The following is a 12,483-nucleotide window of genomic DNA, read 5'->3' as shown; positions in this document are numbered from 1 at the left end:
TTACATCAGGTTCCTTGGAGGGACAGCATGGCAGCACATGGCGGGTCGAAGACGGTCATCTACGCGGCGCTCGCCGGTAATCTCGCTATTGCTGTGACCAAATTCGTCGCCGCCTTCTTCACCGGCAGCTCGGCGATGCTGTCGGAAGGCGTGCACTCGCTGGTGGATACCGGCAATGGCGGGCTGCTGCTCTACGGCATGCACCGCGCCGCCCGTCCGCCGGACCGCACGCATCCGCTCGGCCATGGCCGCGAGCTGTATTTCTGGAGCTTCATTGTCGCCCTGCTCGTCTTTGCGCTCGGCGCCGGCGTGTCCTTCTATGAAGGCGTCGTCCACATCATGGCGCCTGAGCCGGTCGCCAATCCCAAAATCAACTACATCGTGCTGGGCCTCTCAATGCTGTTCGAGGGCAGCTCCTGGTACGTGGCGCTGAAGGAGTTCCGCCAGCAGAAGGGCAAGCAAGGCTGGCTGCAGGCCGTGCAATCGAGCAAGGATCCGAGCGTCTACACGATCCTGTTCGAGGACAGCGCCGCCCTGCTCGGTCTCTTCGTCGCCTTCGCCGGCATATTGGCGGCCGAACTCCTCGACATGCCCGAACTCGACGGCGTCGCCTCGATCGGCATCGCGATGATCCTCGGCGCCACCGCCATCTTTCTGGCGCGCGAAAGCAAGGGATTGCTCATCGGTGAGCCGGCCTCGGCGGAAGTGCAGGCCAAGGTGCTGGCCATCGCCCAGCAGGATCCGGCGGTGCAGCGGGCCAACGGCGTTCTCACCGTCCATCTCGGCCCGCAACAGATCGTCGCTGGGCTGAGCATCGAATTCGAGGACCATCTGACGGCGCCTGAGATCGAAGCCTGTGTCGAGCGCATCGAGGCGCTCTTGAAAAAAGAAATGCCGGAGATCACTAGACTGTTCGTCAAGCCGCAGACGACCGGAACCTGGGAGCACCCGCGCAAGCAGGTCGAGGCGGCGTCGGACTAGTTCTTGGACCAGCAGTCCACCGTTGGCCCCATCGCCTGGTCCCGCTAAGATCACTCGACGGATTTCGGAGAATCAACCATGAAAATCGATGGTGGGTGCCATTGCGGCGCCATAACTTATGAAGCAGACGTCGACCCGGAAAAGACCTCTATCTGTCATTGCACCGACTGCCAGCAACTGACCGGCACCGCCTTTCGTGTCACCGTTCCCGCGCCTGAGGATCATTACAGGATCACCAAGGGCACACCGAAGGTCTATATCAAGACGGGATCGAGCGGCGCCAAGCGTGCCCAGGCGTTCTGCGGCGACTGCGGTTCGCATCTTTACGCAACGTCGGTTGGCGACGGGCCGAAGGTCTATGGGATCAGGGCGGGGACCGCGCGGCAACGCGAGGATCTCGTTCCGACCCAACAGAAATGGCACCGATCGGCCCTGCACTGGCTTCCGGAATTCGAGGGCGTAAGCATCGTAGAGGCGCAGTAGCACCTGCCTCCCGGTTAAACGCGGCCCAAACCAGCCAATTATGTGCTAGGCTCGCCATCAAACGGATGGCGGGGATAGCAATGTCGGAAACGGACAAAGTGTTTGCCGGCTCGATTCCGGAAAACTACGACCGCTACATGGTGCCGTTGATCTTCGAGCCGTTCGCCGCGGATTTGGCACGACGGGCAGCGTCCTTGTCGCCCGGCGCCGTCCTGGAAGTCGCCGCTGGCACCGGCGTTGTCACCCGCGCATTGGCGCCGAAACTGTCCCCTGGCGCAAGCTATGTCGTGACCGACCTCAACCAGCCTATGCTCGACTACGCGGCCTCGCGACAAGCTCCCGACAGTCGCATACAATGGCGTCAGGCGGATGCTCTGGCGCTGCCGTTCGAAGATGCGGCTTTCGATCTCGTTTGCTGTCAGTTCGGCGCGATGTTCTTTCCCGACCGAGCCGCCGGCTATCGCGAAGCAAAGCGGGTCCTGAAGACCGGCGGCCATTTCCTGTTCAACGTGTGGGATCGCATCGAAGACAATGTATTCGCCAATGATGTGACGAATGCTCTTGCGGAGATTTTTCCGAACGATCCGCCCCGCTTTCTCGCCCGCACGCCGCACGGCTACAATGACATTGCATTGATCCGCGGCGAGTTGGAAGCCGCAGGTTTCTCCCGTGTGGTGATCGACACGAGGGCCGAACAAAGCCGTGCCTCCTCGCCGCGCCTTCCGGCGGTTGCCTATTGCCAGGGAACTCCGCTTCGCAACGAAATCGAGGCCAGAGGAAAACTGGAAGCCGCAACCGATCACGCCGCGTCCGTGATTGCAGCCAGACACGGCAGCGGCGAGGTTGCGGCCAAGATCCAGGCGCACGTGATCGTGGCTACGGTCTAATGCATGGCGCCCAGAAGTGTGCCGCGGTTCTGGGACAACGACATGCATCAAAACAAAGACTTTTAAAGCGCGTCGTATGAATCCGTTCAGCGCGACGCGCTTTAATCGTCGCCTTCGACGACACGTAGCCTGAGCTGCCCCGTCTTGGAATCCGCCACCCGCACCCCGGCTTCGGCCTTGGCGGGTCCGCCACCGCGCACTTCGGCTTCGCTTTCGCCAAACTCCAGCGCTTCGATCTTTTGGCCGCGCTTGGTCACCTTCGACGTCGACACCAGTATCTCGTCGATATCCTTGGCCGACTGGCCAAAATGCGTCTGCAACCGGCGCACGCGTTCGTCGACGCGCGCGACGTCTTCCATCAGCCGGATCACCTCGCCCTGGATCAGATGCGCCTGTTCGCGCATGCGGGCGTCCTTGAGGATGGCCTGGATGACCTGGATCGACAGCATCAAAAGCGACGGTGAGACGATGATGACACGCGCCCGGTGCGCCTTCTGGACCACGGCGTCGAAATTCTCGTGGATTTCGGCGAACACCGATTCCGACGGCACGAACATGAAGGCGGTGTCCTGCGTCTCGCCCTGGATCAGGTATTTTTCCGAGATATCGCGGACGTGAATTTCGATGTCGCGGCGGAAAGCCTGGGCCGCGATCTTCTGTTGTTCGGCGCCATCGGCGGCGCGGATGGCGTTCCAGGCTTCCAGCGGAAACTTGGCGTCGATGGCAAGCTGCGGCGCACCGTTCGGCATCCTGACCAGGCAGTCGGGACGGCTGCCGTTTGACAGCGTTGCCTGGAACTCGTAGGCGCCCATCGGAAGGCCGTCGGCGACGATCGCCTCCATGCGCGACTGGCCGAAGGCGCCGCGCGTCTGCTTGTTGGACAGGATCGCCTGCAATTGCACGACCTGGCCGGCCAGCGACTGGATGTTGCCTTGCGCGGTGTCGATGACCGCCAGCCGTTCCTGCAGTTTGGCGAGGCTCTCATGCGTCGATTTGGTCTGTTCGGTCATGGTTTGACCGAGCCTGCCGGTCATGGCGTCGAGGCGCTGGCCGATCGACTGGTTGAGTTCGGCCTGCCTTGCGCCGAACACGTCGGCGATGGCGCCCATGCGGCCCTGCATCTCGGCCTGGCTTTGCAAAATGCCGGCCATCCGCGCCTCGGCGTCGCGGGCGTGGTCGGCGGCTTCCGCCGCGGCGATGGTGCGCGCCTTGGCCGATCGCCACAGCGCCACGACAAGCGCCAGGAACAGGCCGAGAAACACCAGCGCGCCGAGGGTCAGTGCATGGCCGAGCGTGATCGTCGTGGCGCCAAGCCGGGCAACGGGTTCGGAAAGGATGGTGCTCAGGTCGTTCATCCCGCCAGCATAGCCGATTCGCAGACCTGGCACAGATCAAAACGTGAACGAGACCGATTCGCACCGGTTGACGCTTCTCCTGCGACGTTTTAGGTGAGGCGCCATGTCGATCAAGCCGCTCATCATCCTTCCCGATCCCATCCTGCGCCAGGTTTCCAAACCAGTCGAACGCGTCGACGCGCCTTTGCGCAAACTGGCCGACGACATGCTGGCGACGATGTATGATGCGCCGGGCATCGGCTTGGCCGCAATCCAGATCGGCGAGCCGCTGCGCATGCTGGTCATCGACCTCGCCAAGGAAGACGAGCCAACGGCGCCGCATGTGTTCATCAATCCCGAAATCCTCGAAAGCGCCGACGCCCGCTCGGTCTACGAGGAAGGCTGCCTGTCGATCCCGGACTATTACGCCGAGGTCGAGCGTCCCGCCTCGGTGCGCGTGAAATATCTCGACCGCGACGGCAAGCTGCGGGAGATCGAGGCCGAAGGCCTGATGGCGACCTGCCTGCAGCACGAGATCGACCATCTCAACGGTGTGCTGTTCATCGACCACATCTCGAAGCTGAAGCGCGACATGGTGGTCAAGAAGTTCAAGAAGCTCGCCAAGGACAAGGCGCCGGGCAAGCTGGTGGGATAGGCCCTGCTTTCGGCGACTCGCACAATCGCGTCTCGACCCGCCCCTATTGAGAGACGCTTCCTTGCGTGATATCATTGATATCAGACTGGAGACTCCGATGGGCGATATGTTGATCAGAGATATTCCCGAGCCGTTGAAGCGTGAAATCGAGCATGCGGCACGCAAGGGCGGCCAAAGCCTCTCGATCAAGGCGATCGATCTGTTGCGAAAAGGCATGGTTGCGGAAAAAGAAGGCAAGGCCGAGCCTGGACTCACGGCTTGGGATGCGATTCGCGCTGCCTTCGCCTCGGAAAATGCAATCAGCGACGAATTTGCGCAGATGATGGATGAGATCGAAGCGGAACGGAAACGCGACTTTGGCCGCACCATTGAGAATTTCGAGTGATAATCCTCGATACCAATGTCGTCTCGGAAGCGAGCCGGCCCGCGCCCGATCCAAACGTCGCTAAGTGGTTTCGCAGACAGGACCTGCTCGACCTCTATCTCTGCGGTCCTGTTGTCATGGAGCAGTCCTTTGGAGCCGAAAGGTTTCTGAACAAGACCGGCTCGGACCGCCACGTCCGTGCACTTGACCACCTGGTTTCGAAGCAGTTTTCGGGACGTGTCGTCGAATTTGCCGGTCCCATTCCCCGTCTGGCGGGCAAGCTCCGGGCAATGCGGGAAACTATCGGCCGGCCGATCAGCCTTTCCGATGCCATGATCGCTGCCATCTGCCTGTCGCACGACGCTATGCTGGCGACGCGCAATATCAGGGACTTCGAAGAGCTTGACCTCAAGATCGTAAACCCGTTTGAAGCAGACGCTTGAGCGGACTGCCGCGCGCAGAACAGGATACTGGACGAAAATGCCGCTTCGCGTCATCTTCATGGGCACGCCGGAGTTTTCGGTGCCGGTGCTGCGCGCGATTGCCGAGGCCGAGCACGAGATAGCAGCCGTCTACACCCAGCCGCCGCGCGCCGCCGGCCGCCGCGGTCTGGAGCTGACACCGTCGCCGGTGCAGCGCGAGGCTGAGCGGCTGGGCATCGAAGTGCGCACGCCGCTGTCGCTGAAGGGCGAGGGCGAGCAAGCTGCTTTCCATGCGTTGCGTGCCGATGTCGCAGTCGTCGTCGCGTATGGTTTGCTGTTGCCGAAGGCTATTCTGGAGGCTCCGCGCCTCGGCTGCCTCAATGGCCACGCCTCGCTTTTGCCGCGTTGGCGTGGTGCAGCTCCCATCCAGCGAGCCATTATGGCCGGCGACGTCGAAACCGGCATGATGGTGATGCGCATGGAAGAGGGCCTGGACACCGGTCCGGTGGCACTGGTTGAAAAATGCGCCATAGAGCCCGACATGACGGCCGGCGATCTGCACGACCGCTTGATGAATATTGCTGCCACGCTGATGGTGGAAGCGCTGTCCCGATTGGAGACAAATACCCTGGCATCGACTTTGCAGGCGGCTGACGGGTGACCTACGCCAGGAAAATCGATAAGTCGGAGACACGTGTGGACTGGACGCGCCCGGCTGCGGAGGTCCACAATCACATTCGCGGCCTGTCGCCATTTCCCGGCGCCTGGTGCGAGGCCGACATCGGCGGGCGCACGGAACGGCTGAAACTGCTTCGCTCGACGCTTTTGGAAGGCACGCTTTCTGAAAGCATGGGCGAGTCGGGAGGAATTCTCGATGACCGGCTGACGGTCGCCTGCGGGTCGGGCGCGGTCAGGCTGGTCGAAGTTCAACGGGCGGGCGGAAAGCCCGCTGCCGCGCAGGAGTTTCTGCGCGGGGCCAAGATCGAAAAAGGAATGAAGTTCTCATGAGCATGATGTCGATACGCGGCGCGACGCCGCGGGACCGCGAGGCCATACGCCTGGTCGAGGAACACGCATTCGGCCAGCAGGCGGAGGCCGGGCTGGTCGACGCTCTGGTCACCGGCGGCGACGCCGTTGTCGAACTGGTGGCGGAAGAAGACGGCCAGGTGGTCGGCCACATCCTGTTTTCCAGGCTGTTCGTCCAGAACGGCGGCAAGCAGTTTGCAGCCGTGGCGCTGGCGCCGTTGGCGGTGGAACCTTCGTTCCACGGCTCGGGGATTGGCGGTGCGCTGATCCGCGAGGCGCATATCCGCCTCAGGGATGGCGGCGAGACGCTCGCCGTTGTGTTGGGCGATCCGGCCTATTACGGCCGCTTCGGCTACAGCCATGCGCGCGCCGAAAAGTTCGAGAGCGAATATCAGGGCGAAGCGCTGCAGGCGCTGGCCTGGGGTGACGCACCCGAAAAAGGCAAACTGGTCTACGCCCAGGCCTTTACCGCACTCGCCGCCTGAACGAAGGGTGTATGCCGCGTTTTCGTCTCGATATCGAATATGACGGCAGCCTCTTCGCCGGCTGGCAACACCAGGCGGATCAGCCTTCGGTGCAGCAGGCGATAGAGCAGGCGATCGAGAAATTTTGCGGTGAGGCGGTGCGGATACGCGCCGCCGGCCGCACCGACGCCGGCGTGCATGCGACCGCCCAGGTGGCGCATGTCGACCTCGCCAAGGCATGGCCAAACGACAAGGTGCGCGACGCCGTCAACGCGCACCTGCAGGCGGCAGGCGCGCGCATCGCCATCCTGCAGGCCACGGTTGTCCCCAATGAGTTCGACGCCCGTTTCTCGGCCACCGGACGGCACTATCTCTACCGCATCCTCAACCGGCGCGCGCCTGCAGCGATGGAAAAGGGCAAGGTCTGGTGGGTGCCGAAGCGGCTCGATGCGGACGCCATGCACGAAGCGGCGAAAGTCCTGCTCGGCCGACATGACTTTACCACCTTCCGCTCGACGCAATGCCAGGCCAATAGTCCGGTGCGGACGCTGGAGCGGCTCGATGTAAGCCGCCAGGGCGACCTGATCGAAGTCAGGGCCTCGGCGCGCTCTTTCCTGCACAACCAGGTGCGCTCCATGGTCGGTTCGCTGAAACGCGTCGGCGACGGCGGCTGGACCGCCGCCGACCTCAAGGCCGCGCTCGCTGCACAAGACCGCGCCGCCTGCGGCCAGGTGGCGCCGCCCGACGGGCTTTTTCTCGTCGGTGTAGACTATCCGGAAAAGTTCTAGGCCGGAGCGGCGGTCGGCACAGTGATGCCGAGCAGCGCCACCAGGCCGAACAACACGGCCAGAGACACCACCAACATGCCTGCGAACACGGCGCTGCCGACAGCCGCGCCCTTGCCGATCGCGGCGTTGGTCATCCGCCAGGAGAGTACCAGCGAAAGCACCACCAGAACCAGCCACACCAATTCGGCAACCGGGTTGCCAGACGGCAGGAAAAGCCTGATCAGCGCTGAAGGCAGCAGCATCCAGGCAGTGATCGCCGACGCCCAGTTGCTGGCGACGACATAGTGGACGAAGCGGTCGCCGATGCCGGCGCGCGATGCGACCAGGGCAAGCACAACCAGGGGCAGCAGCCACGAGCCGAGGTCGACGGTCGCCAGGCGAATCAACATGCCCAGCCGGCCGGCGAACGCATTGGGATCGCCGATCTCGTTGGCCGTGCCGACCCAGCCGACGATCATCGCCGGCGCGGCGACGACGATGGCGAAGAAGGAATTCCAGAAGCCGTCCGCCGAAAGGTCGAGCAGCCGCAAGCCGTCGGCCTTTCCGAGCATCAGCCGCCAGGCGCCGTTAAGCGATGAAGAGGTCTCGTCAACCGAAAGCATGATCAGCCCTGCTCGAACCAGTCATCGATGAAGCGCTGGTAGATTTGGGTCAGCGTCTCGAGGTCGGCCAGTGCGACGCGCTCGTCGACCATGTGCATGGTCTTGCCGACGAGGCCGAACTCGACCACCGGGCAATAGTCCTTGATGAAACGCGCATCCGAGGTTCCGCCCGAGGTGGACAGCGCCGGCTCCTTGCCGACTGTCGCCTTGATCGACCCGCGCAGCGTCTCGATCAGCTTGTCGTCGCGCGTCAGGAAGACATGGCTCGGCCGGTCGCGCCAGATCAGCTCGTAGTCGACCGGCGTCTTGCCGGTCCGGTATTTCTTGCGCTTCGCCGCCTGGTCGAGGCGGTTATGGATCTCGGCCTGCACCGTCTCGGCAGTCCATGTGTCGTTGAAGCGGATGTTGAAGGTGGCTGTCGCCTTGGCCGGAATAACATTGGTCGCCGGGTTGCCGACATCGATCGAGGTCACTTCCAGATTGGTCGGCTGAAAATCCTTCGTGCCCTTGTCGAAGACGGGCGACAGCAAGGCGTCGACCAGGCTGATCAGGCCGCGCACCGGATTGTCGGCGAGCAATGGATAGGCGACATGGCCCTGGCGGCCGTTGACCGTGACACTGCCCGACATCGAGCCACGCCGGCCGATCTTGATCATGTCGCCGAGCGTGTCCGGATTGGTCGGCTCGCCAACGATCGCGGCGTCCCATCTCTCGCCCCTGGCCGCCGCCCAGTCGAGCAGTTTTGTCGTCCCGTTGATCGCCGGCCCCTCCTCGTCGCCGGTAATCAGCAGCGAGACCGAGCCTTTCGGACCACCCTTTTTCTCGACATGGCGCGCCACGGCGGCGATGAAACAGGCGATGCCGCCCTTCATGTCGACGGCGCCGCGGCCATACATCTCGCCCTTGGCGATCTCGGCGGCGAAGGGCGGATGCGTCCACGACGCCTCGTCGCCCGCCGGCACCACGTCGGTATGGCCGGCAAACATCAGATGCGGCCCATTGCCGGAGCGACGCGCGTAGAGGTTCTCGATGTCGGGGGTGCCGTCTTCGGAAAACACCGGGCGTTCGACGGAAAAGCCGAGCGGCTTCAGCATGCCTTCCAGGGCAGCCAGCGCGCCGCCCTCGGCGGGCGTTACGGAGGCGCAGCGTATGAGGGTCGCGAGGTTGGCGGCGGGATCGGTCGGCAGTTTCATGGGCAAAGCGATAGTCGAAAGCGAAAGGCCTGTCACGGCCAGAGATGATGACCGGTCCTGCCGCCGACATTATGGTTTTCCTGTCGTATAGTGCAGGCCAACACGAGATAATCGCATGGCCAACGCCGAAAAGACCATCGTCATTGCCGGCGCCGGCAGCATAGGCTGCTATGTCGGCGGCTGCCTGGCGCTGGCCGGACGCAAGGTGGTGTTTTTGGCGCGGCCAAGCATCGCGACGGTCTTGCTGGACGGCGGCCTGCGCATCACCGATCTCGATAATCGCGACCGATCCATCCGGCCGGAGTCCGTCACCACCGATCCCGCCGCTGCCCTGGCCAGTGCCGACGTGGTGCTGGTGACGGTCAAGAACGGCGCTACCGAGGAGATGGCGTCGCTTGTTGCCGGACATGCGCGCGGCGAAGTCGTGGTGGTCAGCCTCCAGAACGGCGTCGGCAATGCCGACCGGTTACGCGCCGGGCTCGGTGGACGGACTGTGCTCGCCGGCATGGTGCCGTTCAATGTCGTCCAGTCGGCCATAGGCAATTTGCCGCTTCACGTGCATCGCGCCAGCAACGGCAAGGTCATGATCGAAGATGGCGTGACCGGCCTTGCCGGCCTTCTCGATGTCGAAGGGCTTGGCGTGGAAACCCATCCCGACATGAAAGCCGTTCAGTGGGGCAAGCTGCTGATCAACCTCAACAACGCGCTTGTCGCCTTGTCCGGCCTGCCGCTGGCGAGCGAACTTGCCGACCGCCGCTGGCGGCGGATCCTGGCCGGTCAGATCGACGAGGCCTTGGCGGCGATGAAGGCGTTACATATCGCGCCGGCGCGGATCGGCGGCTTGCGTCCCGGCCTGCTGCCGAAGCTGCTCCGGCTGCCGGACTGGCTGTTCCGGCTGGTCGCCCGCCGCATGCTCGCCATCGACCCGCAGGCGCGCTCGTCGATGTGGGACGACCTCCAGCGCGGTCGGCCGACCGAGATCGGTGACCTGCAGGGGGCCGTCCTGAGCCTCGCCGAAAAGGCCGGCACGCCGGCGCCTCTGCTGAAGCGGGTCACCGCGCTGGTGCGGCAGGCCGAGCGGGAAACGCGCGGCTCACCCGGGCTGACGCCGGAAGCCGTCACTGGATAGTCTACTTGCCGCGAGCCTCGGGCCTTGGCCCGCATAGCCCGAAAACAGGCGCGTGGGCCCGCCGCGTCACAGCTTTGGTGCGCGCCTCGGAGCCGGCGCTTTGCTCGCCGGGCCTGGCGCCGGCACGGGCTGCGCCGCCGGGTGGTTCTCGATCAGCGTGATCTTCTGCCAGATCTTGCGCGACAGGTTGGACGCCAGGTTCTCGACGTCGTTGACGCCGTCGATGACCACATCGTCATTGACGGACTGCGCAAACAGCGCCGCGATCTTGCCGGTGATCGACAGCATTTCCGAGCAATAGTCGAGGTAGCGCGCCAGGTCGGCGGCATTGGTGATGCGCGCCGGCGAATGCGCGGTCGGCCTGAAATTGGCGGACAATGCTGCCGGATCCTTGGTCAGCTGGTGCATGTCGATGACATGGATCAGCGATCTCAACCCATGCAGCTGGCGAAACACCCGCTTGCGCTTGATGCGCTCCTCGGTGCGGATCAGCGCCAGCAGGCCGAGCACGGCAAGGATCATCATGTTGATCGTGGCTTCGATGCCTTGCACCGACTGCACCGCATCGTCGGCCTGCGAGATATGGATGAGCGGCAGGATGGTGCCGACGAACAGGAAGATCAGCGCGCCGGCGGCAACAGCGGCGACGATGGCGCCGCGCAGCCACCAGATCGGCGCTTCCAGCGCCTGCGCCGCCTTGGCCAGGTCGCGCGACAGCGACACCAGTTCGGCGGCGACGCCGCGCAGGCCGGCATCGGGAAAACGCTCGGCGACGCGCTCTTCCAGCCGCTCGGCGGTGTCGATGATCAGTTTCGGATCAAGCGTGCGGTAGCGCATGGCGAGATATCCGGTCGGCGCTCATGGTTCAGCCGGCGCGTTGCTGCGTTTGCCGTAGCGGTTCGGACCGGGGTCACCGCGGAAACACGCTAGAACGATGAGAAGAATGGGGCCGATGATAAGAGAGATCAACGCGTAATAAGTCGGCTTGCCGAAATCATGAAACCGCTTTGCGGTTACCGCAAAGCTCGACCATGTCGAGATCAGCAAAACGACCCAGAACACAAGTGCCCAGTTCTGGCTGGTTGCGGTGCCGGGTTCCAGTCTCGACAACTGGTAGAGCGGGAAAAACTGTGCAAGCACCAGCAGCAGCCCGGCGAGCACGTAGGCACTTGGGCTGACGCGCCCTGAGAGGCTGAAGAAAAGCCAGGGAAGTGGTGGTGTGTTGGGCAATCTGGAGCGCTCTGGTTGCTCGGACAGGATCAATCACGCAGCAGTTCGTTGATCGAGGTTTTCGACCGGGTCTTGGCATCGACGCGCTTGACGATGACGGCGCAGTAGAGGCCAGGGCCCGGCTCGTTGTTCGGAAAGGCCTTGCCCGGCATCGAGCCGGCGACGACGACCGAATTCGGCGGCACCTCGCCATAAAACACTTCGCCGGTGGCGCGGTCGACGATCTTGGTCGACTGGCCGATGAACACACCCATTCCGAGCACCGAGCCTTCGCGCACGATGCAGCCCTCGACCACTTCGGAGCGCGCGCCGATGAAGCAATTGTCCTCGATGATGGTCGGGCCGGCCTGCATCGGCTCCAGCACCCCGCCGATGCCTACGCCGCCCGAGAGGTGCACATTCTTGCCGATCTGGGCGCAGGAGCCGACCGAGGCCCAGGTGTCGACCATGGTGCCGCTATCGACATAGGCGCCGACATTGACGAAGGACGGCATCAGCACCGCGCCCGGCGCGACATAGGCCGAGCGGCGCACGATCGAAGACGGCACGGCGCGGAAGCCTGCCTTCTCGAAATCGACCGCGCTCCAGCCGTCGAACTTCGACGCCACCTTGTCCCACCAGACCGCCTGGCCGGGGCCGCCCTTGATGATCTCCATCGGATAGAGCCGGAACGAGAGCAGCACCGCCTTCTTCAGCCATTGGTTGACATGCCATTTGCCATCGGGCTGGCGCTCGGCAACGCGCACGGTGCCACGGTCGAGCAGGTCGAGTGAGGACTGGATGGCGTCGCGCGTTTCGCCGCGGGTCGCGGTCGAAATCGTGTCGCGCTCCTCGAAGGCCTTCTCGATCGTCTTTTCGAGGCTGGCCAGATCAGGCTTCGACATGAATTCGCTCCGTTACCACGCTGTTAAGGCCGTCGGCCTTA

At 63.6% G+C, this 12,483-nt stretch carries 15 protein-coding genes and 1 pseudogene; 10 read left to right on the top strand and 6 right to left on the bottom strand.

Going from position 1 to position 12,483, the window contains the following annotated elements:
• The first annotated feature begins 27 nt into the window (after positions 1-27).
• The 3 genes from NL532_RS02995 (at position 28) to NL532_RS02985 (ending at position 2,351) form a co-directional block, all read left to right on the top strand.
• The gene (locus NL532_RS02995; RefSeq protein WP_023828844.1) at positions 28-981 is read left to right on the top strand and encodes a cation diffusion facilitator family transporter; all 954 of its coding nucleotides are present in this window, start codon (positions 28-30) and stop codon (positions 979-981) included.
• A gap of 78 nt (positions 982-1,059) precedes the next feature.
• Positions 1,060-1,464 (top strand): GFA family protein, encoded by a 405-nt coding sequence (locus NL532_RS02990; protein WP_023673210.1) that lies wholly within the window; start codon positions 1,060-1,062, stop codon positions 1,462-1,464.
• An 80-nt stretch (positions 1,465-1,544) separates the two neighbouring features.
• A complete protein-coding gene (locus tag NL532_RS02985) occupies positions 1,545-2,351 on the top strand; it encodes a class I SAM-dependent methyltransferase (RefSeq protein ID WP_023828843.1) in 807 nt (268 codons plus the stop codon).
• Positions 2,352-2,452: 101 nt separating this feature from the next.
• Here the strand turns inward: NL532_RS02985 and NL532_RS02980 are convergent, their stop codons facing one another.
• Positions 2,453-3,706, bottom strand: a complete 1,254-nt coding sequence (locus tag NL532_RS02980) for a DNA recombination protein RmuC (protein WP_023828842.1) — start codon at positions 3,704-3,706, stop codon at positions 2,453-2,455.
• Positions 3,707-3,809: 103 nt separating this feature from the next.
• Here NL532_RS02980 and def point away from each other — a divergent pair, with 103 nt between their 5' ends.
• From def to truA, 6 genes and pseudogenes are all read left to right on the top strand, one after another.
• Complete coding sequence (def, locus tag NL532_RS02975) at positions 3,810-4,340, top strand: peptide deformylase (protein ID WP_023828841.1); 531 nt, start codon at positions 3,810-3,812, stop codon at positions 4,338-4,340.
• A gap of 97 nt (positions 4,341-4,437) precedes the next feature.
• Positions 4,438-4,725, top strand: a complete 288-nt coding sequence (locus tag NL532_RS02970) for a hypothetical protein (RefSeq protein WP_023696043.1) — start codon at positions 4,438-4,440, stop codon at positions 4,723-4,725.
• Entirely contained in the window at positions 4,722-5,147 is a 426-nt protein-coding gene (locus NL532_RS02965; protein WP_023703800.1) for a type II toxin-antitoxin system VapC family toxin, read from the top strand. The genes NL532_RS02970 and NL532_RS02965 overlap by 4 nt, the downstream gene beginning before the upstream one ends.
• Before the next feature lie 37 nt (positions 5,148-5,184).
• Positions 5,185-6,134 (top strand): annotated as a pseudogene (fmt, locus tag NL532_RS02960) (methionyl-tRNA formyltransferase).
• On the top strand, positions 6,131-6,637 hold the full coding sequence (locus NL532_RS02955) for a GNAT family N-acetyltransferase (protein WP_023673215.1): 507 nt from the start codon (positions 6,131-6,133) through the stop codon (positions 6,635-6,637). Before fmt ends, NL532_RS02955 begins: the two are co-directional and overlap by 4 nt.
• Before the next feature lie 11 nt (positions 6,638-6,648).
• Positions 6,649-7,404, top strand: a complete 756-nt coding sequence (gene truA, locus NL532_RS02950) for a tRNA pseudouridine(38-40) synthase TruA (protein ID WP_023681338.1) — start codon at positions 6,649-6,651, stop codon at positions 7,402-7,404.
• Here the strand turns inward: truA and NL532_RS02945 are convergent.
• Both NL532_RS02945 and dapE read right to left on the bottom strand, forming a co-directional pair.
• Entirely contained in the window at positions 7,401-8,006 is a 606-nt protein-coding gene (locus NL532_RS02945; protein ID WP_023673217.1) for a hypothetical protein, read from the bottom strand. The genes truA and NL532_RS02945 overlap by 4 nt on opposite strands.
• A 2-nt stretch (positions 8,007-8,008) precedes the next feature.
• Positions 8,009-9,199 carry a succinyl-diaminopimelate desuccinylase gene (gene dapE / locus NL532_RS02940; protein WP_023673218.1) on the bottom strand — a complete coding sequence of 397 codons (1,191 nt, stop codon included), beginning with the start codon at positions 9,197-9,199 and terminating at the stop codon, positions 8,009-8,011.
• 115 nt (positions 9,200-9,314) lie between these two features.
• Here dapE and NL532_RS02935 point away from each other — a divergent pair, with 115 nt between their 5' ends.
• Positions 9,315-10,328 (top strand): 2-dehydropantoate 2-reductase, encoded by a 1,014-nt coding sequence (locus tag NL532_RS02935; protein WP_023703797.1) that lies wholly within the window; start codon positions 9,315-9,317, stop codon positions 10,326-10,328.
• Positions 10,329-10,394: 66 nt separating this feature from the next.
• Here NL532_RS02935 and NL532_RS02930 read toward each other — a convergent pair whose 3' ends face one another.
• Genes NL532_RS02930 through dapD form a run of 3 tightly spaced genes read right to left on the bottom strand, consistent with a single transcriptional unit; the run spans position 10,395 to position 12,442 of the window.
• Positions 10,395-11,165 carry a hypothetical protein gene (locus tag NL532_RS02930; protein WP_023673220.1) on the bottom strand — a complete coding sequence of 257 codons (771 nt, stop codon included), beginning with the start codon at positions 11,163-11,165 and terminating at the stop codon, positions 10,395-10,397.
• Positions 11,166-11,186: 21 nt separating this feature from the next.
• Complete coding sequence (locus NL532_RS02925) at positions 11,187-11,591, bottom strand: DUF805 domain-containing protein (protein WP_081725464.1); 405 nt, start codon at positions 11,589-11,591, stop codon at positions 11,187-11,189.
• Positions 11,588-12,442, bottom strand: coding sequence for a 2,3,4,5-tetrahydropyridine-2,6-dicarboxylate N-succinyltransferase (gene dapD / locus NL532_RS02920; protein ID WP_023696035.1), 855 nt, complete (start codon positions 12,440-12,442; stop codon positions 11,588-11,590). Before dapD ends, NL532_RS02925 begins: the two co-directional genes overlap by 4 nt.
• Between the last annotated feature and the right edge of the window lie 41 nt (positions 12,443-12,483).

The organism is Mesorhizobium sp. C120A, from assembly GCF_030323105.1.
Lineage (GTDB): Bacteria > Pseudomonadota > Alphaproteobacteria > Rhizobiales > Rhizobiaceae > Mesorhizobium.
Note: the sequence above shows the minus strand (reverse complement) of the source record. Positions and strands in the feature narration are given on the sequence as shown.

Coding starts and splice junctions, on each gene's coding strand:
- NL532_RS02995 (WP_023828844.1), top strand. CDS start 28: ATGGCAGCACATGGCGGGTCGAAGACGGTCATCTACGCGGCGCTCGCC.
- NL532_RS02990 (WP_023673210.1), top strand. CDS start 1,060: ATGAAAATCGATGGTGGGTGCCATTGCGGCGCCATAACTTATGAAGCA.
- NL532_RS02985 (WP_023828843.1), top strand. CDS start 1,545: ATGTCGGAAACGGACAAAGTGTTTGCCGGCTCGATTCCGGAAAACTAC.
- NL532_RS02980 (WP_023828842.1), bottom strand. CDS start 3,706: ATGAACGACCTGAGCACCATCCTTTCCGAACCCGTTGCCCGGCTTGGC.
- def (WP_023828841.1), top strand. CDS start 3,810: ATGTCGATCAAGCCGCTCATCATCCTTCCCGATCCCATCCTGCGCCAG.
- NL532_RS02970 (WP_023696043.1), top strand. CDS start 4,438: ATGGGCGATATGTTGATCAGAGATATTCCCGAGCCGTTGAAGCGTGAA.
- NL532_RS02955 (WP_023673215.1), top strand. CDS start 6,131: ATGAGCATGATGTCGATACGCGGCGCGACGCCGCGGGACCGCGAGGCC.
- truA (WP_023681338.1), top strand. CDS start 6,649: ATGCCGCGTTTTCGTCTCGATATCGAATATGACGGCAGCCTCTTCGCC.
- NL532_RS02945 (WP_023673217.1), bottom strand. CDS start 8,006: ATGCTTTCGGTTGACGAGACCTCTTCATCGCTTAACGGCGCCTGGCGG.
- dapE (WP_023673218.1), bottom strand. CDS start 9,199: ATGAAACTGCCGACCGATCCCGCCGCCAACCTCGCGACCCTCATACGC.
- NL532_RS02935 (WP_023703797.1), top strand. CDS start 9,315: ATGGCCAACGCCGAAAAGACCATCGTCATTGCCGGCGCCGGCAGCATA.
- NL532_RS02930 (WP_023673220.1), bottom strand. CDS start 11,165: ATGCGCTACCGCACGCTTGATCCGAAACTGATCATCGACACCGCCGAG.
- dapD (WP_023696035.1), bottom strand. CDS start 12,442: ATGTCGAAGCCTGATCTGGCCAGCCTCGAAAAGACGATCGAGAAGGCC.